This is a genomic window from Acidobacteriota bacterium, assembly GCA_028874215.1.
GTDB lineage: Bacteria > Acidobacteriota > UBA6911 > RPQK01 > JAJDTT01 > JAJDTT01.
The window spans coordinates 48,407-67,315 of the sequence record JAPPLF010000007.1 but is presented as its reverse complement, the minus strand read 5'-3'; the positions used below and the strand labels follow the sequence as shown (position 1 = coordinate 67,315).

The window sequence follows — 18,909 nt, the reverse complement described above, 5'->3', positions numbered from 1 at the left end:
ATGGGTGTCATGGACGGCGTTGGTCAGTCTACTACGATGCGGGTGAAGAGAGGAGAGGGAAAGGGATCGATGGGGGAACGCGGTCTCAGGAGCCATCCAGGCGGGTGGTTTTGAGGACCGGCTTGGTGACCTTGCCCATGGCGTTTCGAGGCAGGGAATCGACGATGAGAAACACCCGGGGACACTTGAAGAGAGCCAGCGCGGACCGGCAATGAGCCGCCAGGTCCTCCTCGCCGGCTGTCCCGTCCGTCACCACGAACGCCGCCACCTTCTCTCCCAGGTCCGGGTCGGGAAGTCCGACCACCGCCACTTCCCGGACTCCCGGGTGACGCTCCAGGACATCCTCCACCTCCCGGGAGCCGATGCGGTAGCCGCCCGATTTGATCAGGTCCACGCTCAGGCGGCCCACCAGGTGGTAGTAACCGTTCTCGTCCCGGTACCCCGCGTCGCCCGTGCGCAGCCAATCCCCCAGGAAGGCCTTGGACGTCGCCTCCGGATCCTTCCAGTAACCGCCGAAGACGTTGGGGCCGCGCACGCAGACCTCCCCGATCTGCCTTTCTTCCCGGATATCCCTCATCCGGTCGTCGATGAGGCGGAGCTGGACCGAGGGCAGCGGAAGGCCGACCGATCCGGGGAGGCGGCCATGGAAGGGATTGGACGTGTTCATGATGGTCTCCGTCATCCCGTACCGTTCCAGGATCGTTTGACCCGTCATTTCGCGGCATTTCCGGTGCAGTTCCACCGACATGGGAGCGGAGCCGCTGATGGCGAGACGCAGGGTATCGAAGCTGTGGATTTGCGGGTCGAAGGCGGAGACCATCCGGTGGTACATGGTGGGCACGCCCATGAACAGCGTGCAGCCCCCGTGGGTGAGCAGGTCCAGGACATGAGTGGGATCGAACTTCCGGGTGAGGATCGCCCGGCACCCCGTCATGGCCCATCCGTGAAGCGCCACGACCAGTCCGTGCACATGGAACAGGGGGAGCGTCAACAGGAGCCGGTCCTCCCGAGTCCATTGCCAGACCTGGATCAGGTCCCGGAGGTTGCTCCTGATGTTCCGGTGAGTCAGGAGGACCCCCTTGGGCCGCGCGGTGGTCCCGGAAGTGAAGCAGAGGAGGGCCGGCGCCTCCGGGTCGTCCGATTCCGGAAATCCGCCCTGTTGTTCCTGCACCGCCTCCCAGAACTCTTCCTTCAAGAGTTGCATTCCCACTCGTCCCGGAAACGGATCGGAACCGACGAGGCCCGAAATCTCGGCCCGGCCGGCCACGTACTCCAATTCCGTCATCGTCGCAACGGAGATGACGGGAACCGTCACCACGCCCAACAGGTGGTTGCCCAGGAGCGCCACGACCAGTTCGGGTGAATTCGGCAGATGCAGGGCGACCCGGTCGCCGGCCCGAATCCCCCGCCGGTGGAGGAGGGCGGCGTAACGCCCGGCCCACCGGGCAATCCGGCGTCCGGAAAAGGATTGCAGCGCGGCCTCCGGGGACGGGATGAATTCCAATCGCGTTTCGGAGGTCTCGTCCACCAGCAAATATCGCATCGATTCATTCCGTCAGGTCTGGGCCCGGAGATATCGATAATAGACCCGGAAGCTTCCGAGGATAAGGTTTTTTCGCGATGGGCCGGCAACAATAAATAAGTGCGGCACAGAGACCATTAGCGGCCAGACTGCCCGGGTTGCCATAAAGACTATGGCGGACGTACTCTCTGCCCCGTGTCCACGAATCACATTCCGGCCATGGCGCGCGCTCTCTTCGGATTGCTTTTCCTCATCTGTCCGCACACCCATGGCGCAATTTCGAGCTCGCAGACCGGTACGACGGCAACCGGAGGATCGGAAGAGCCCAGCCTGGAGGTTCGGCTTGGACAGGTTCTGTCGGCGCCGGTTCTGGTTCGGTCCTCCTGGGGAGTCCAGGTCCGGTCCATGGACACCGGGAAGATCCTGTTCGCCGAGAATCCCCAAAAGCGTTTGATACCCGCTTCGAATCTGAAGCTGCTGACCGCCGTCGCCGCCGTCGAAGACCTGGGGCCGGACTTCCGGTTCACGACGCGGATCTGGACCGATGGCCGAATCGAGGACGGGACCCTGGAGGGCAACCTCATCATCCAGGGAGGGGCAGACCCGACCCTTGGTGCGCGCTTCTTCAGTCCCGATCCGGAGAAGATGGAGGAGGGGGATCCTCTCGCCGTGTTCCGGAAGTGGGGAGAGAATCTGCGGGAATTGGGGATTCAGCGAATTCGGGGACGGCTGCTGCCGGACGACAGCCTGCTGGAGGCGGAAGCCCCCGGGCGGGGGTGGTCATGGGACGATCTGGTTTACGGCTACGGCGCCGTTCCCAGCGGTCTGCAGTTCAACGAGGGTGTGGCCCTGGTCCGCGTCTCCCCGGCCGGCGCCGGATCTCCGGCCCACCTGCTTTGGCGCCCGCCGACGCCGCTGATCCGTTGGCGAAACCGGATCCGGACCGGACCGCGCGAAGATCTGGAGCTGAAGTGGCGACGCCGGGAAGATGAGGTCGAATTGGCCGGTGCCGTGGAACCCTCTCAGATTCCGATCTGGCTCAGCGTCGCGGTCCGGAATCCGGTCCGCTATTTCACCAGCACTTTTGCCGAGGTCCTGAGATCCGGTCACCTGGAACTGATGGGGCACCGGGAGGGCGAGAGCGGCCATGGACACCCCGGTGCCTCCAGGACGGAGCTCTTCTCCCACGACTCTCCTCCCCTCTCCCAGGTGCTTCGGGTCTTCCTGAAAATCAGCCAGAACCTCTACGGAGAGACGATCGTGAGAATGCTGGATCCGGCCCCGAGTGGGAAGCGCGGCGAGGCGGGTCTCATGAGGATGGAGTCGATACTCGTTCATCGAGCCGGTCTGGAGCCGGACAGCTTCCGCCTGGCGGACGGCTCCGGCCTCTCCCGGCACAATCTGGTCTCGGCGGGCGCCGTGATCCGGCTCCTGGAATACGCGCACCGTCAATCCTACGGGACCGCCTTTCGGCAATGGTTGCCGGCGGCGGGAACCGACGGCACTCTTCGCCGGCGGTTGAGGGCACCCGGTTTGAAGGGCCGGGTCCAGGCCAAGACCGGATCCATGGAGGGAGTCCGGGCACTGTCCGGATTCGTCGAGACGGTGCATGGGGAAACCCTGGCCTTTGCCATGCTGGTCAATGCCCTCAAGGGAGACGAGGCCGGCCTGCAAGCTCTCCAGGAGGAATTTCTCCAGGTGTTGGTCGACGCCCCCAGGACCGGGAACCCGCCTTCTCCGCCGCAGTGATTCGATCCGGAGGTGCTCCGGCGTCCGATGGGGGCCGGAACACGGGAGATCGGCAACCCGGCGGTATCTTCGCTACTTGTGGCGGCGTTTCTTCAGCGATTCGACGATTTCCAGCCGCGTCCGGACGTCGCGCTCGAAACCTTCGCCGCCCGGTTCGTAGTAGCGCCGGCTCGCCAGATTGGGAGGCAGACAGGCCATATCGGCCACTCGGTCCGGTTCGTTGTGGGCGTAGCGATAGTTCCGGCCGTAGCCGAGCTCCTTCATCAGGTTGGTGGGGGCATTCCTCAAGTGCAGGGGAACGGGCTGGTTACGAGTTCTGGAAACGTCCTTCTCGACCCGCGAGTAGGCCTCGTAGATCCGGTTCGACTTGGGCGCCTGGGCCAGATAGACGGCCAACTGGGCCAAGGCGAGCTTGCCTTCGGGAAGGCCGATGAAATGAACGGCCTGCATGGCGTCGATGGCGCGTCCGAGCGCGTCCGGATCGGCCAGACCGATGTCCTCGGAGGCAAAACGGACCATCCGCCGGGCGATATAGAGAGGGTCTTCCCCCGCTTCCAACATCCTTCCCATCCAGTACAGGGATGCGTCAGGATCGCTGTTGCGCAGGGACTTGTGAAGAGCCGAAATCAGATTGAAGTGCTCCTCGCCTGACTTGTCGTAACGGAGAGTCCGTTTCTGCAACGCCTCTCCTACGATTTCCCGTGTGATACTCGGATCTCCCGATCTGGACCGCCGAACCAGTTGCGCCGCCAATTCCAGCGAGTTGAGGGCCACGCGCGCATCCCCATCGGCAAAGCGGGCGATCGCCCGTAGGCAACCCGGCTCCACCTCGATCTTCCAGGGGCCCAGTCCACGGTCCTCCTTGAGCGCTCGCCGGAGCAACGTGAGCAAGTGCGATTCTTCCAGAGCCTCGAGAACCAGAACCCGGCTGCGGGAGAGCAGGGGAGGGATGACCTCGAAGGAAGGATTCTCGGTGGTCGCGCCCACCAGAATCAGGGTCCCGTTTTCGACGTGGGGAAGGAATGCATCTTGCTGAGCCTTGTTGAAGCGATGAATCTCGTCCACGAACAACACGGTACGGTGTTGCCGGAGGCGCCACTCGGTGCGCGCTTCCTGCACGATCCGCTTGACCTCCTTGACACCCGCCAGGACCGCGCTGATGGCGATGAAGTGGCAGTTTCCCTGGTCCGCCATCAGGTGCGCCAGGGTCGTCTTGCCCACGCCCGGGGGGCCCCAGAGGAGCAGGGACGGGATCTCGCCCGAGTCCGCGATTTCCCGCAGGATTTTTCCAGGACCCAGAAGGTGCTCCTGCCCGACGACCTGTTCCAGGGTGAGGGGGCGCATTCGATCCGCGAGGGGCGCCTTCGGTCCTCCCTCTTTCCCAACTGGGGCCATGCCGGGGAACAAATGCTCATTCATGGCCAGGCTCCCGCCGAAAGACTTCGTAGAGGGCGAGAGAGCCGGCGACGGCCGCGTTCAGGCTCCCCGCACCGGACCCCATCGGGATGTGCAGGTGATGGTCCGCTTCGTCCATGATTCGGCCTGGAAGCCCGTTGCCTTCGTTCCCGACAAGAACTGCAAGTGGGGGACGGAATCGGGCCTGAAACAACGAGGTGCCGCCCAGATGGGTGGTGGCCCAGAGCTGGAAACCTCTCGACCTGAACGATTTCCACGGTATCGCCTCCAGCAATGGCAGGCGCAGGGCCGCTCCCACCGAAGCCCGGACCGTCTTGGCGCCATAGCAAGCGACGCTACCGGGAGAGGTCACCAACGTGAACAGTCCCGTTGACTCGGCCGTTCTCAGCAGCGTTCCCAGGTTGCCCGGATCCTGGATCTTGTGAGCGTAGAGGACGTAGGGCCCCAAATCGGACCAATGCCATTTTCGTTTCGGAAAGAACGCGGCGACTCCCTGGGGATTTTCCACGTGGGAGAGCGCTTGGAACAATGGCTCGGAAAGATGAAAGATGTTTCGGCTCTGGCGCCTCAGCTTGGCCAGCCGGATATCGCTGTCCTGAGAGTAGAGGAGGACTTCGATTTCAAGAGTTCTGGAAAGATCCGAAACCTGTTTCCATCCCTCCACCAGGGCCCAGGGACAATCGGAGGAGGCACAATTGGCCGCCAACTTGCGCAGCCGTTGAAATCGCCGGTTGGACCGGCTTCGGATCACCTCCGGAGAAGTGGACACCGGGTGGTATTCTAGCAGCCTGTGGCGAGGGCCGTCCCGTGGTCCAACTAGCCGGGGTAGGGTGCGGACAGATGAAGGACGTTGGTCAAGGTTGGAGAAGAAGGTTGGAGGTCGATCTTCACCGGCCCGATCCGGCCATCGTCGAGGTGGCATCCCGGGCGGTCCATCGCGGGGAAGTCCTCATCTATCCCACCGATACCGTTTACGGAATCGGTTGCCACGGATTGTGCAAGCCAGCTCTCGAGAAGATCCTGCAACTGAAACGCCGGACTGCCGACAAGGGTCTGTTGCTCTTGATTCCAGACCTGGAGGCGGCCGAACGACTCACCGACGGATTGCCGCGACAGTTTCAACACCTGGCGGATCGACTTTGGCCCGGACCGGTCACCTTCCTGGTGCCGGCTGCGTCTACGATCCCGGCGCCCGTCACCGGAAACCAGGGCAAGGTCGGGATCCGTTGTCCCAGCCTGCCTTTCCTCCGGCTGTGGCTGGAAAGCCTCGCCGTTCCCATCGTTTCCACCAGTGCCAATCTCTCGGGACAGCCGGCCCCGGAATCCGGATCCCGGTTGGAAGCCCTCTTCGGGCCCAGGGTCGATCTGTTTCTGGACGCGGGCACACTTCCGGAGTCGGCGCCTTCTACGGTCTTGGATCTGTGCGGAGAGGCGCCCCGGATCGTGAGGAAGGGCGCGATGGACGAGAAGATACTCCGCTTGCTGGCGGAGGATTCCGCTTCCGGGTAGGGGAGGATGCGGAGCCGGTTACCCGGCGGCGACCCGGACCGGAGCGGACTTCATTCTGGCCCGGTCCAGGATTTTCTGAACGAAACGCTGCTTGTGATTTCGTTCATGCACGCCCTTGCGGATGGCGATCAATTCAGCCACGACGCTGATGGCGATCTCCTCCGGCGTCTCGGACCCGATGGCCAGGCCGATGGGGGCGTAGAGCCTCTTGAACCGGTCGGGGTCATACCCTTGCTCAAGCAAGTGCTCTACGATCAACTGGATCTTGCGGCGGCTCCCCACCAGTCCCACGTATCGGGCGTCGGTCCGGATGGCCTGTTCCAAGGCAGCATGATCATGGCTGTGACCGCGGGTGATGACCAGGATGAAGGTGTTGACGGTGACGGAAGTTTGCGAGAGGCCCGTCCGGAAGGAGTCCACGATCACCTCCCGGGCCCGGGGGAAACGCTCGCGATTGGCAAATGACTCCCGATCATCGAGGACAACGACCTGAAAGCCGACCCGGTCGGCGGCCTCGGCGATGGCCTGTCCCAAATGGCCGGCCCCCATGAGAATCAACGTGGGCTCGGGGATCACGGGCTCGATGAAGATCTCCACGGTTCCTCCGCAGACCAGACCCTCGTTTTCCGTGTCTTCCTGGGTCAATTCGTATTTGACCAGAGTGGCCCGGCCGCTCTCCATGACCTGGTTGGCATGCCGCCAGACCTCGGCCTCGACACAGCCACCGCCCACCGTGCCCACAAAGCTGCCATCCTGGCGGACCAGCATTTTGGCATGGTCTTTGCGGGGAGTGCTCCCCAAGCGGCGAACGATGGTCGCCAGTGCGCCCGAGCTTCCCTCGCGCCGGAGACGGACGATCTCCTCGTAGACATCCATGTCCACATTTTGCGGAAGTGGCTCGGACCAAGTCAAGAAGGGGAAGGGCGTATCCGAGACTTTGCGACTCTCCTCCGTCAACGGCCTGGAAGCGGGATTTGCCAGTTGTGACAGGCTTTACAGGGTGTCTGGCACTGGTGTAGCCTGACCTTCCCAGCGGGCGGCGACACTCGATACCGGATCATCTCTCGCAGGAGCCGAAACCGTGGCCAGAATCCGAGTGCTGTACTGGAAAGAGATCCCGGTTCAGGTGCAAGTCGAAGCCGGCGGCGATCGGGTTTCCGAGATGCTGGACCACCGGTTCCAGGAGGCGGTGGATGCCGTCGCCATGTTCGAGGGCAGCATGGGGAGCGACGCCTATCTGGAGGGTTGGGAGTGGCTGGATCACGGGCGCGCCTCTGGAAATCCCCGGCGGCTGGCTCAAGATATGGCCGGGAGATTCAATCGGGGACTTCCAGAAGATCTGGCGGCCCGGATTTGCCGGCTTCACCGTGCAGGTCAGCGGGATGAGCGTCCCGGCGCGCTGGAGCGCTGGATCAGCGACCGTCCGTCCGGCAATACCCCCGGGAGTATTTCGTCATGAAGGGAAGGAACGGCAAGCTTTCCCAGGTCGAGAAGACGATTCATCGTTATGGGCGCTGTCTCGAACTGGTTTCCATGGATCCGCATTTTCACAACATCACCGTGGCTCTCTATGAGAAGGACGGCGTCTTGACCGTTTGGACCTACAGCAGGAAGCCGGGCGTCGAGGAACGGGTCGAGAGAATCCGGGACCAACTTTGCAATCTGGGTGGCCTGGTTCCCGTGGAGGGCAGCAGGAACCAGGTTCGGTTCCCCTGCGGACAACTCCATTCCCGTCCTCTGAAGTTCCTGATGCCGCAAGCCGTGGAAAAGGATCCCGACTTTGCTCATCCCACGGGTGAGATGGTGATCAGGGATACCCGAAGTCCTCTGACCCTGAAGCTCACGCCGCACCATTCCGAGAATCGTTGGATCTACCAGGTCTCGTCGCTGGGGGACGCGCGCAACGCGCCTTTTCGCCTGCGTGCCATCGTCGTGGGCTTTCGAAAGTACGGCGAGATGGAGCAGGCGGGAAACTTCGGTGTCACCTTCAGTTGTGGACACCGCCATGAGCCGCTGGTCCGGCTCCTGTTTCCCTTCTCACGAAACATCAGCGCCGTGGAGAACATGTTGGAGAGTTCGGCAATGAGAGGTCAACTCACCACCGGAACCGCGGGCTTCAGCCCTCTTTGATCGCAAGGAGTAGACGGTATGCCATTCGTGGAGACCATGACCGGTAGAGAGCGGGTGATGAACGCGCTGGCCGGAAAGCCGGTGGATCGCCCGCCGGTCTGCAATCCGACCAACGTCGCAACCGTGGAACTCATGGACATGGTGGACGCTCCGTTTCCGGACGCGTGCCGTGACGCCGAGCTCAATGCGCGCCTGGCGGCAACGGGGTACACCGAGTTGGGCTACGATTGCATCATGCCCGTCTTCACCATCATCCAGGAGTCCTCGGCTCTGGGATGCGACATGCAGTGGGAGGTCAAGGACAACTGGCCCACGGTACGGATGAACAACCCGATCTGGTCGGGGCCGGACGACATCCACATGCCGAAGGATTTCCTGACCCATCCGGACAACGTCTGCGTTCTGGACGCGCTCCGAATCCTGAAGAAGGAGTATGGAGACGAGGTGGCCATCATCGGCAAGGCCATGGGGCCCTGGACGTTGGCGTATCACGTCTTCGGCGTGGAAAAGTTCCTGCTCATGAGTATCGACGATCCGGGGATGACCATGCTCTGCCTGGATCGGCTCAAGGAGATCTCGGTTGCGTTCTCCATTGCCCAGATCGAAGCCGGCGCCGATGCGCTCACCTTTCCGGATCATGCCACGGGAGATCTGGTGAGCGGTGAGTATTACCGCAGGTTCCTGTTGGAGATCCACAAGGAGATGCGTGAGCGAATCCCGTGCCCGCTCATTCTCCACATCTGCGGCCAGACGCTGGACCGCCTCGACTACATCGCACAGTCCGGCATGGCCTGCTTCCACTTCGATTCCAAAAACGACCCTGCCGAAGCCATGAAGATCGCTTCCGGGCGGATCCGCCTGGTGGGGAATCTGAACAACCCGGAACTCCTCTACAGCCGGGGTCCGGAGGACGTCCGAGCCGCCGTCAACGAGTGCATGGCGGCGGGCGTCGACATGATCTCTCCCGAGTGTGCCATTCCCCTGGCGACCAAACTGGAAAACCTCATCGAAATTCCGCGGGCAGTCAAGGACTGGTGCCGGGATCACTACGCCTGAAGCGCCCAATCGGGTATTCCATGTCAAAGCTCGTGACAGACTCCGGCGATCTGATCATCATCGGCGAAAATATCCATACCACCCGCATCGTTTTGCGGAATGGCATAAGGACTGCGACGACGCCCGACGGAGCCGAAGCCGTCTTTTTCGACCCCAGTCCCGGGGAGCGCCGATACCTCCGGGTGCCGGAGAGCGCCAAGAAGACTCAGCCCTACGAGCAGGGTCAGATCAAGCATTTCATGATCGCGGTCCAGAAGGGGATCAGCGGCGATCCCGTGGAGGAGGAAGAGGGGAGCGCCTACATCGAGTTCGAGGTTCGCCGCCAGGAAGCCGCCGGCGCCCATTTTCTGGATCTGAACGTCGACGAAATCTCCTACGACATCAAGGTCCAGAACCGAGCCATGACCTGGCTCGTGGAGAGAGTCCAGGGCATGACGGACCTGCCTCTCAGCATCGATTCTTCCAACGCGGAAATCATCGCCACGGGATTGACTGCGCACACCCGGAGATCGGACCGCCCACTGGTCAATTCCGTCGCGCTGGAACGGTTGGAGACCCTGGATCTGGTCCAGGAAAACGATGCCCGTATGATCGTGACGGCCGCCGGAAAGGACGGAATGCCGGAGAGCGCGGACGATCGTGTCTCCAACGTGGAACAGGTCATGGAGGCGGCTGTCAAGCGGGGATTCCCTCTCGACGACGTATTCATCGATTGCCTGGTCTTCCCGATTTCGGTCTCGCCGGACTTTGGGCGCCATTTTCTGGATGCCGTCGAGGAGGTCCGGCGTATCTTCGGCGATGACGTGCACGTCACCGGCGGGTTGAGCAACGTCTCCTTCGGTCTTCCCAATCGAAAGCTCATCAACGCCACTTTCATTCACCTGAGTCTGGAGGCCGGTATCGACGCCGCCATCATGGATCCCGTCCAGAATCGCGTGCAGGACGTGTTTGCCCTGGACCTGGATTCGGAGAGAGTCGGCCTGGCTCGGGACATGCTGCTGGGCCGGGACGATTTCTGCATGAACTACATTCAGGCCTGGAGGGATGGCCGGTTGACCGGGCCGTGACACCCCCTGTCCCGTTCGGCGTCAGGTTTGACAAACCTTGACCCGAAAAGGTTTAATTTCCCCCTTAGTGCGCCTTGGCGTCTGTCAAATTCAACGATTTGGGTAGTAGTGCGGGTATGTCGCAGATCAACGAGGGCCTGACCAGGGAACTCCGGCACGTGGCTCGCCGGAACGAGCGAGAGCACATCAAATCGCTCTTCCGGAACGCCGATCCATTGATGCAGGACATCAGTTACGCCCTGATCATCGGCAACCAGCACGAAGTCGACCGCCTGACGAGAGAGGCTCTGGACACCGGGTACACCGCCAATACGGTTTTGGATGACGGGCTGATCGCCGGCATGGCGCTGGTGGGGATCAAATTCCGGGACAACATCATCTTCGTTCCCGAAGTGTTGATTTCGGCCCGGGCCATGAAGGCCGGGATGGCGCATATCGAGCCCATCCTTTCCGCTTCCGACATTCCACCCGTGGGCACCGTGGTCATGGGGACCGTCAAGGGAGACCTCCACGATATCGGAAAGAATCTGTGCATCATGATGCTCCGGGGAGCCGGTTTCATCGTGCACGATCTGGGGGTCGATACCAAGCCGGACGAGTTTGTCGATGCGGTTTTCGAATTCGAACCCCAGGTCATTGGGATGTCCGCCCTATTGACGACGACCATGCCCAACATGGGACGGACCATCCAGGCCTTGGAAGATGCGGGTCTGACAGATGTCGTCAGCACCATGGTGGGTGGAGCTCCGGTGACCCAGGAGTTCGCCGACGATATGGGGGCCGACCGCTATGGCAAGGACGCCATTGCCTGTGTGGAAAAGGCCAAGGAACTCGTGGGTGTCCGGCAGGAAACGCCGCAGCAAGCCGCCTCCGACTATTCTTAAATTGAGGCGGCTCCCCGACGGATGCAGGCCAGTGTCGCGAACAGACGTACCCGGGAAATTTCGACCTGTCGACAAGGCGAAACTCAATGCCAGCATGGATCGCCTCTGGGAGATCTACCGGCAGATCGGCGAAACGGCCAACCTCGTATCCAAACGGCGGTGTCCCTACAAGGATGCCCGGGATCGCTGCACCGCCCGTTTCGGTTGCCGAAACCAATTCCGGCGTCCCGGTTCCGAAGGGTTGCCTCTCTGCACCGGAAGCGACGATCTGAATTATCAGGATGCCTGGGAAATCTAGCAGCCCGTGGCGGCTCGGACCACACGCTGTTGGATGACCGGATTCCGCGGCCACTTTCTCTAGAGGAACCTGCAATCGCGTCCGCGTCGTGCTGGCGCAGGAAATTGCGCTGCCATGTCCCCCCTCCACTACGGTGACCACAAGCTGGACCTGGTGTCCGGCAGGACGGTTTTCGACTACGCCGATGACCTTCAGGTGCGGGTCCCCACCTCCTGTCGCCGCAGCGGAGAGTGTCACGAGTGCATCGTCCAGATCGTCCGGGGCGGGGAAGCGCTGACCGCCGCCACCCAGGCGGAGAAGTTCCTCCGTGAGGGCTATCGCTTGGCCTGTCAGGCCCAGGTCCTGGATGCCGGCGCCACCATCGAATTTGCCCTGCTGCGCCGACGTCCGCGGATCCTGACCCAAACGGTCCGCCGTCATGCCCCCGTCGAGCCGCTGACGCGGCTCCAAGGGGCGAATGTCGTTTTTGACGGCAGTACCATCGATACCTACCGGGGCGGGATCTACGGCCTTGCGGTCGACTTGGGGACGACGACCATCGCCCTCAATCTGGTGGATCTTGAAAACGGCGCGGTCCTGCACACCGCCTCGTTCGAAAACCCGCAGAGATTCGGCGGAAGCGACATCATGCGCCGGATTTCCTATGACGGCGGACCCTACCGGGGGGAGCTTCATAACTCGGTGATTGCCGGGCTCAACTACGAGATCCGGGAGCTGAGCCGATTGACGGGGGTGCCGCGGCGCCAGATCTACGAGGTCGTCATCGTGGGGAACGCCGCCATGCGTGACCTGTGTTTCGGCCTTGACATCCAATCCATCGGCGAAAAGCCGTACCAGTCGGTCACCCAACTGGAAATGGAACGGGGCGAAAGAGTCGACACCGTCCTGAATTTCCAGGCCCGGGACCTGGGACTGAGAGTCCATCCCGCGGCCAACCTCTACGGGGGGCCGTTGATCGGTTGCCACGTCGGCGCCGACGTGGCCGCCGACCTTCTGGCCGTGGGGATGGATCAGGAAGAAGACGTGGTCATGCTGGTCGACGTGGGGACCAACACCGAAGTAGTGGTCGGAAACCGCCATGGGATGATGGCCGCTTCCTGCCCGGCGGGACCCGCATTCGAGGGTGGTGAGATCACCTTCGGCATGCCCGGATACGAAGGCGCCATCGAGTCGGTGGAACTCCGGAACGGAGAGGTGATTTGGAGGACCATCGGCGGAGCCGCGCCGGAGGGGATCTGCGGCTCGGGCTTGATCGATCTTCTGGCGGAGTTGCTTCGGGTCGAGGACATGAACTACCTGGGTGTTCTTGCCGGTGGACTGGACCGGTTCACCATTCCGGGCGAACGGGGGATTTTCCTGTCCCGGGCCGACATCAGCGCCCTGGCGCAGGCGAAGGCGGCCAATTACTCGGGTCAGTGGATCGTTTTGAGGAAGTACGGGATCTCGCCGGTTCAGCTCAAGCGGCTCTATCTGGCGGGGGGCTTCGCCAATTACGTCAACGTGGACAACGCCATGTCCATCGGGTTTATCCCACCCCTTCCCCAAGGCCGCGTCGCCAAGGTGGGGAACAGCGCGCTCGAGGGAGCCACGCTCATGTTGACCAGCCGGACCCTCAGGCGCCGTCTTGAGGAGATGGTCACGCGAATTGAACACATCGAGTTGGAGACGACCGAAGACTTCTTCGATATTTTTGTGGAAGGATGTCTGTTCCAGGCCATGCCGGGGCAATTGGATTCGGATCCAAGTAGTTGAACGAGGGCAGGGGAGAACCGTGAGATTTCTTCAGAATCACCCTCAAATATTAGAGTCGATCTATCTTCTAAGTGTGAAGATTCTTGGGCTGTTCCGTTCCCGGCTCAAACCCGGAAGCCGTTTCGAACGGTTCCTGATTCCGGCGGAGCGATTGACCAAGGGCGCCGTTTTCGACTGTCGCATGTGCGGTCAATGCGTCCTGCACAGCACCGGGATGACCTGTCCCATGACCTGTCCCAAGAATCTCCGCAACGGACCCTGCGGCGGGGTGCGGCCCAATGGACATTGCGAGGTCGTTCCGGAAATGCCGTGTGTCTGGGTACAGGCTTGGGAACGGTCCAGGAAGATGCCCCGCTTCGGTTCCGAGATCCTCCACGTACTGCCACCGCTGAGTTACGACCGCCAAGGATCGTCCGCCTGGGTCAATCACTTCTCCGAAGGCGAAAAGGCAGGTCCCCATTGGAAGCGGTGAACCCCCTGAAGTCGGGCTCGCGGCTGGAGCGGGTGCTTCGCTCGGGTGGCTTCGCCGTCACCGCCGAGATCAACTCCCCCGACACCGCAGACCCCGAAACGGTCGCCGAAAGGGCGCTGGTCCTGGCGCCGGTGTGCGACGCCATCAACGCCACCGACGCTTCCGGGGCCCATGTCCATATGTCCAGCGTCGCCGTCTGTGCCTTGCTGGTGAGGGCCGGCTACGAGCCGGTGCTTCAGGTCGCCTGCCGGGACCGGAACCGCATCGCCATTCAGGGAGACCTGCTGGGGGCCGCGGCCCTGGGAGTCCGGAACGTCTTGTGCCTGACGGGCGACGGGGTGGGAGTCGGGGACCATCCGGATGCCAAGCCGGTCTTCGATCTGGATTGCATGACTCTATTGAGAACGGCGCGCCTGCTCCGGGACGAGGGACGCTTCCTGAGCGGAAGGAAGCTGGAATCCAATCCCCGGATTTTCCTGGGGGCCGCCAGCAATCCCTTCGTTCCCCCCTACGACTATCGTCCGTTCCGCCTGCTGAAGAAGATCGAAGCGGGAGCGGACTTCATCCAGAGCCAATACTGTTTCGACATGCCTCGGCTTCGCCGCTTCATGAATTCGATTCGGGACCTGGGCCTGCACGAGAAGGTCTTTTTCCTGCTGGGCGTCGGTCCCCTGCGCTCGGCCAAGGCGGCTCAATGGATCCGGAAGAACATTCCGGGAGTGGTGATCCCGGACGAGGTGATCCGTCGTCTCAAGGGAGTTCCGGGCAATCGTCAGCGCCGCGAAGGAATGCAGATCTGCGTCGAGATCATCCGGGAGGCGCGGGAGATTCCCGGAATCAGCGGAGTCCACATCATGGCGTACCGGCAGGAGGAGCTGGTGGCTGAAATCGTCGAGGCGGCTGGATTGCCGCCCAGAGCGTCCGACCGGCCCGCCTCTCCCTGATGCCGCTGGAGTCCGGAGACTCCCCGTAGATCCGCTTTTCGATTTTTAACCTATCGGATCCGGCAGCTTGGGCACACGAGCCGCGTATGGATCTCCCGCCACGTAGGTCTCCTGCGTGACGTCCGCGACCCGGCGGCTCAGTAGGATCAGCGCTATGAGATTGGGAAACGCCATTGCGGCGTTACAGATGTCTCCCACGTTGGTGATGATGGAGGAATAGCGTCCCGTGAGCAGCGCTCCCGCGAACAGGAGCACCACGAAGAGGACCCGGTACGGTTTGACGACTTTCAGGCCGAAGAGGTACTCGCAGCAGATCTGGCCGTAGTAGCTCCATCCGATCAGCGTGGTGAACCCGAAGATCAGGGAAGCGAAGGCGACGACCAGGCCGCCCCACCCTCCGGTCCAGTCGGGCATGCCCACGGCGAACGCGTGGACCGTGAGGTCGGCTCCCCGGAGACCGTCCTCCACCAGGAAGGAGGCGCTGCGGTACGCGCCGGAGACGGTGATGGCCAGTGCCGTCAACGTGCAGACGATGATGGTGTCGATGAAGGTGCCCATCATGGCGATGCCGCCCTGGACGACGGGATATCGAGTCCGGGCGGCTCCATGGGCGATGGCCGCGCTTCCCAGGCCCGACTCGTTGGAGAGGACGCCGCGGGCCACTCCGAACCGCATGGCCTGTTGAACTCCGATGCCCACGCCTCCCCCAAAGACCGCCTCGGGACTGAAGGCGGACACCACGATCAGCCGGAAGGCGTCCGGAACCAGCGAGATGTTGCTGATGATCACCAGCAACGCTCCGGAAAAATAGAAAATGATCATCACCGGGACCAGGCGCTCGGCCACGGCCCCGATGCGGCGGATGCCGCCAATGATCACCAGCCCCACCAGCAGGCTCATGACCAGGCCGGTCGCCCACTGAGGGGTTCCGAACTGCTCGCGGACCGCCATGGCCATGGACTGGGACTGGAACATGTTTCCGGTCCCCAGAAGCGCGGTCGCCGCGCCGCACACCGCAAAGATGCCCCCCAGGACGAAACCGAGCTGCCCCCGGACGCCGTCCCGGCAGTAGTACATGGGCCCGCCGGCCATGGTTCCGTCCCGCATGCGGCGGCGGAAGAGGATGGCCAAAACGGCCTCCGAGTACTTGGTGGCCATTCCGAAGACGGCGGTGACCCACATCCAGAAGGCGGCTCCCGGTCCGCCGGCCGCAATGGCCGTCGCAACACCGGCGATGTTTCCGTTGCCCACAGTGGCGGAGAGGGCGGTCATCAGGGCCTGAAACGGTGTGATGTCTCCCTGGGAACGCTTCTGGTCCCGGGTTTCCGCCCGAGGTCCTTTTAGAATCTGCCGAATCGAGCTGCCCAAATGACGAATCTGGACGAAGCGGGTCATTGCAGTCAGGAGCAGCCCGGTGCCGAAGAGGAGCACGATCATGGGGAGGCCCCAGATCCAGCCCGAGACCGTCGTCGTGTTCGTCAGCAGCCAATCCAAAACCTGCATGGGATTACTCCGGGGTCGAGCCGGCCGAGTGCGATGGGGATTCCTGTTCCTTTCGGATCGTCCGGCTGAGAATGTAGGTGGGCTTGCCCTGCGATTCGTGGTACGTCCGAATGATGAGCTCCGCCACCAGGCCGAAAAGAATGAACTGGATCCCGACGATGCAGAGGAACACCGAAAGCAGGAGGAGGGGGTTGCGGTGGACCTTCACATCCTGAAGAAATTTCTGGTAGAGGGCGAGCGCGCTGAGCAGCCACCCGAAGAGGATCGAGACCAGTCCCAATCCGCCGAAGAGATACATGGGCTTGGTGGAATAGGTGACCAGAAACTTGACGGTCATCAGGTCCAGAGGAACCTTGAGGGTCCGCAGGAGGCCGTACTTGGATCGTCCGTGCCGCCGGGGATGATGGCGGACCGGGATCTCGGTCACTTTGGCGCCGGTCCAGCTCGCGTAGACTGGAATGAACCGGTGCATTTCTCCATAGAGCCGGATATGTTGCAGAAACTTGCTCCGGTAGCCCTTGAGGGTGCATCCGTAGTCGCGGAGACGGACGCCGCTGATCCAACTGATGATTCGATTGGCGGCCCGGGAGGGGAGTTTCCGGGTCAGCCACGGGTCCTGCCGGTCCTTTCTCCAACAACTGACCACATCGTACCCCTCGTCGAGCTTGTCCAGGATCTGGGGAATGTCGGCGGGATCGTTCTGGAGATCGGCATCCATGGGAATGATGATCTCGCCCCGGGCATGGTCGAAACCGGCCGAGAGGGCTGCCGTCTGGCCGAAGTTCCTGGCGAACTGCAAGACCAGGACATGGTCGTCCTGCTCGGCGAGGTCCGCCAGGATCCGAGTCCCTCCGTCGTTGCTTCCGTCATCGATGAACAGGATCTCGTAGTCGACCCCGAGCCCTTGGAGTACCCCGGTCAGACCCTGGTACAGGTCCGCCAGGTTGGCTTTCTCGTTGTAGACGGGAACGATGATGGACAGTCTCGGTTGGGGCTCATCCACCCTGGTTGCTGACCAGGTAGACGGGGCGGGTCCAAGCCTCGGGACGGATGTCGAGTCGGCCACGTTTCCAACCTTCGACGAGCGTGGAGGCGGTAGTATACAGCTTGGGCCGGACTCCCTCAATTTTCAGGACCGGCCCCAGATCCCGCTTCAGCCGGGGGTAGTCCTCGGCGGCCATGATCAGGTAGACGGGGCCGGGGGCTCGCAGCACCTCCAGGGCCTGTTCCGGCGTGCCAAGCTCCAGAATGGTTGAATTCAGGTAGTAGGCGAGGCTTGGAGTCGACAATCGATAGTAACCGGCCGTCACAGGGGCTCCGGACGGACTTCCGGAAGGGATGATCTTCGACAGGTGACGGACCGGCCGGTACTCCTCCAGAGGTTGCAGGTAGACGAGGTAAGCCAGAGCGTAGAAGAGACTCAAGGTCCAGGCCGCCAGGCGGATCCGTGATCCCGCCACCGCCGGTCCGGCCGCGGCGAGGCAGAGAAGGGGAAGCCACCACCCGGCCACGTCCCGGAACAGGGAACAGGCGACAACGGCCAGGGATGCGGCCGCGGCGAACAGGACGCCGCAAACCAGCCACCGGCACCAGGCGGGCAACGACTCCCGGTCCAGATAGGCAGCCAGCCACAGGGAGGCCACCGGATAGACGGGGAGGATGTAGTACTCCTGCTTGTTGAGAGAAAGGGAGAAGAAGAGGAGAAACGATCCCATCCAGAGCGCGACGAGGATGGAGAGGCTGCGGTCGGGGAAGCGGCGAGCGGACCACCTGCCGGCCAGAGCGCCGAGCAGGAGGATCGACCAGGGGAAGTAATCAGCCAGGAAGACCAGGGGATAGTATTGGAGCCCCCGTTGCGGTCCGAAGTCCACGTGGGTGAAACGGCCCAGATTCTCCTTCCAGAGGAAGTCCGACACCGAGTCCCAGCCTTGGGTGAACCCCAGCAGCAGGTACCAGGAACTCGCGACCAGAAAAAACACTAGCAGCGAATGCACCCAGGGGGCCCGGCGCAACCGGTCGGACGGCACGGACCAAAAGGTGAAGGCGGCGAGGATGAGCGCCGGCAGGAAGATGACCGGTCCCTTGGCCAGCACTCCCAGACCCAGAAAAAGAGCCGCCAGGATCAGGCCTGAACCACGGCCCCGCTTCCACCAGTAGAGGAAGGCGGTCAGCGCCGCCAGGATACAGAACAGGAGCAGGATGTCGATGAGCAGCCGTCGAGCCAGGATCTGGAAGCGAAAGGTGGTGGTGAAAAGGACGGCGGCCAGCAAAGCCGCCCGTTCCGAGATCAGAATCCGTCCGGAAAGAAAAACCGCCCACACCGAGGCGTAGGCCAGGAGGGCCAGTATCAGCCGTTCCCAAAAGATGGAGACGCCAAAAACCGAATAGGGCGCGGCGACCAGCCAATAGCTGAGCGGGGGCTTGTTCACCCGCGGTTGGCCGTTGAAGCGGGGAACGATCCAGTCCCCGTGTTCCACCATTTCGCGAGGGGTCTGGACGTAGAAGGCTTCATTGGAGTCCCAGACGGAGGAGGTGTCGAGAGACACGAACAGCGGGAGCGCCAGCAATGCCATTCCGCAGAGCGTGGATCGCTTCAATTTGCTGTCC

General features: G+C 62.4%; 18 protein-coding genes. 11 read left to right on the top strand and 7 right to left on the bottom strand.

Annotation, left to right across the window (positions count from 1 at the left end; all coding sequences use genetic code 11):
- Window positions 1–85: 85 nt before the first annotated feature.
- Window positions 86–1,543 carry an acyl-CoA synthetase gene (locus tag OXT71_01600; GenBank protein ID MDE2925075.1) on the bottom strand — a complete coding sequence of 486 codons (1,458 nt, stop codon included), beginning with the start codon at window positions 1,541–1,543 and terminating at the stop codon, window positions 86–88.
- A 174-nt stretch (window positions 1,544–1,717) separates the two neighbouring features.
- Between OXT71_01600 and dacB the strand changes: the two genes are divergently transcribed.
- Entirely contained in the window at window positions 1,718–3,271 is a 1,554-nt protein-coding gene (dacB, locus tag OXT71_01595) for a D-alanyl-D-alanine carboxypeptidase/D-alanyl-D-alanine-endopeptidase (GenBank protein MDE2925074.1), read from the top strand.
- Window positions 3,272–3,343: 72 nt separating this feature from the next.
- Here the strand turns inward: dacB and OXT71_01590 are convergent, their stop codons facing one another.
- Together OXT71_01590 and OXT71_01585 are read right to left on the bottom strand one after the other, a co-directional pair.
- Window positions 3,344–4,690, bottom strand: a complete 1,347-nt coding sequence (locus OXT71_01590) for a replication-associated recombination protein A (GenBank protein ID MDE2925073.1) — start codon at window positions 4,688–4,690, stop codon at window positions 3,344–3,346.
- Window positions 4,683–5,456: an RNA methyltransferase gene (locus tag OXT71_01585; GenBank protein MDE2925072.1), complete on the bottom strand. Its 774-nt coding sequence runs from the start codon at window positions 5,454–5,456 to the stop codon at window positions 4,683–4,685. Before OXT71_01585 ends, OXT71_01590 begins: the two co-directional genes overlap by 8 nt.
- A gap of 104 nt (window positions 5,457–5,560) precedes the next feature.
- Between OXT71_01585 and OXT71_01580 the strand changes: the two genes are divergently transcribed.
- On the top strand, window positions 5,561–6,196 hold the full coding sequence (locus tag OXT71_01580) for an L-threonylcarbamoyladenylate synthase (protein ID MDE2925071.1): 636 nt from the start codon (window positions 5,561–5,563) through the stop codon (window positions 6,194–6,196).
- A gap of 18 nt (window positions 6,197–6,214) precedes the next feature.
- Here the strand turns inward: OXT71_01580 and OXT71_01575 are convergent, their stop codons facing one another.
- Window positions 6,215–7,108, bottom strand: a complete 894-nt coding sequence (locus tag OXT71_01575) for an XdhC/CoxI family protein (GenBank protein MDE2925070.1) — start codon at window positions 7,106–7,108, stop codon at window positions 6,215–6,217.
- Between the two features lie 169 nt (window positions 7,109–7,277).
- On the opposite strand from OXT71_01575, the gene OXT71_01570 reads away from it, so the two are divergent.
- From OXT71_01570 to OXT71_01530, 9 genes are all read left to right on the top strand, one after another.
- Entirely contained in the window at window positions 7,278–7,655 is a 378-nt protein-coding gene (locus OXT71_01570) for a virulence factor (GenBank protein MDE2925069.1), read from the top strand.
- The gene (locus OXT71_01565; protein ID MDE2925068.1) at window positions 7,652–8,326 is read left to right on the top strand and encodes a hypothetical protein; all 675 of its coding nucleotides are present in this window, start codon (window positions 7,652–7,654) and stop codon (window positions 8,324–8,326) included. Before OXT71_01570 ends, OXT71_01565 begins: the two co-directional genes overlap by 4 nt.
- 18 nt (window positions 8,327–8,344) lie before the next feature.
- The gene (locus OXT71_01560; GenBank protein MDE2925067.1) at window positions 8,345–9,382 is read left to right on the top strand and encodes an MtaA/CmuA family methyltransferase; all 1,038 of its coding nucleotides are present in this window, start codon (window positions 8,345–8,347) and stop codon (window positions 9,380–9,382) included.
- Window positions 9,383–9,402: 20 nt separating this feature from the next.
- Entirely contained in the window at window positions 9,403–10,449 is a 1,047-nt protein-coding gene (locus tag OXT71_01555; GenBank protein MDE2925066.1) for a dihydropteroate synthase, read from the top strand.
- A 116-nt stretch (window positions 10,450–10,565) separates the two neighbouring features.
- The gene (locus OXT71_01550) at window positions 10,566–11,333 is read left to right on the top strand and encodes a corrinoid protein (protein ID MDE2925065.1); all 768 of its coding nucleotides are present in this window, start codon (window positions 10,566–10,568) and stop codon (window positions 11,331–11,333) included.
- Window positions 11,334–11,364: 31 nt separating this feature from the next.
- Window positions 11,365–11,631, top strand: a complete 267-nt coding sequence (locus tag OXT71_01545) for a hypothetical protein (protein ID MDE2925064.1) — start codon at window positions 11,365–11,367, stop codon at window positions 11,629–11,631.
- A gap of 114 nt (window positions 11,632–11,745) precedes the next feature.
- The gene (locus OXT71_01540; protein MDE2925063.1) at window positions 11,746–13,383 is read left to right on the top strand and encodes an ASKHA domain-containing protein; all 1,638 of its coding nucleotides are present in this window, start codon (window positions 11,746–11,748) and stop codon (window positions 13,381–13,383) included.
- Between the two features lie 58 nt (window positions 13,384–13,441).
- Window positions 13,442–13,855: a methylenetetrahydrofolate reductase C-terminal domain-containing protein gene (locus tag OXT71_01535; GenBank protein MDE2925062.1), complete on the top strand. Its 414-nt coding sequence runs from the start codon at window positions 13,442–13,444 to the stop codon at window positions 13,853–13,855.
- Complete coding sequence (locus tag OXT71_01530) at window positions 13,852–14,799, top strand: methylenetetrahydrofolate reductase (protein MDE2925061.1); 948 nt, start codon at window positions 13,852–13,854, stop codon at window positions 14,797–14,799. Before OXT71_01535 ends, OXT71_01530 begins: the two co-directional genes overlap by 4 nt.
- 45 nt (window positions 14,800–14,844) lie before the next feature.
- Here OXT71_01530 and OXT71_01525 read toward each other — a convergent pair whose 3' ends face one another.
- Genes OXT71_01525 through OXT71_01515 form a run of 3 tightly spaced genes read right to left on the bottom strand, consistent with a single transcriptional unit; the run spans window position 14,845 to window position 18,899 of the window.
- Window positions 14,845–16,302, bottom strand: a complete 1,458-nt coding sequence (locus tag OXT71_01525) for an amino acid carrier protein (protein ID MDE2925060.1) — start codon at window positions 16,300–16,302, stop codon at window positions 14,845–14,847.
- Between the two features lie 4 nt (window positions 16,303–16,306).
- Window positions 16,307–17,305, bottom strand: a complete 999-nt coding sequence (locus tag OXT71_01520) for a glycosyltransferase family 2 protein (GenBank protein MDE2925059.1) — start codon at window positions 17,303–17,305, stop codon at window positions 16,307–16,309.
- Window positions 17,298–18,899: a glycosyltransferase family 39 protein gene (locus tag OXT71_01515; GenBank protein ID MDE2925058.1), complete on the bottom strand. Its 1,602-nt coding sequence runs from the start codon at window positions 18,897–18,899 to the stop codon at window positions 17,298–17,300. The genes OXT71_01520 and OXT71_01515 overlap by 8 nt, the downstream gene beginning before the upstream one ends.
- Window positions 18,900–18,909: the final 10 nt, after the last annotated feature.

Excerpts from the sequence above, each read along its gene's own strand:
- OXT71_01525 (MDE2925060.1), bottom strand. The coding sequence starts at position 16,302 with ATGCAGGTTTTGGATTGGCTGCTGACGAACACGACGACGGTCTCGGGC.
- OXT71_01565 (MDE2925068.1), top strand. The coding sequence starts at position 7,652 with ATGAAGGGAAGGAACGGCAAGCTTTCCCAGGTCGAGAAGACGATTCAT.
- OXT71_01540 (MDE2925063.1), top strand. The coding sequence starts at position 11,746 with ATGTCCCCCCTCCACTACGGTGACCACAAGCTGGACCTGGTGTCCGGC.
- OXT71_01560 (MDE2925067.1), top strand. The coding sequence starts at position 8,345 with ATGCCATTCGTGGAGACCATGACCGGTAGAGAGCGGGTGATGAACGCG.
- OXT71_01550 (MDE2925065.1), top strand. The coding sequence starts at position 10,566 with ATGTCGCAGATCAACGAGGGCCTGACCAGGGAACTCCGGCACGTGGCT.
- OXT71_01600 (MDE2925075.1), bottom strand. The coding sequence starts at position 1,543 with ATGCGATATTTGCTGGTGGACGAGACCTCCGAAACGCGATTGGAATTC.
- OXT71_01555 (MDE2925066.1), top strand. The coding sequence starts at position 9,403 with ATGTCAAAGCTCGTGACAGACTCCGGCGATCTGATCATCATCGGCGAA.
- OXT71_01590 (MDE2925073.1), bottom strand. The coding sequence starts at position 4,690 with ATGAATGAGCATTTGTTCCCCGGCATGGCCCCAGTTGGGAAAGAGGGA.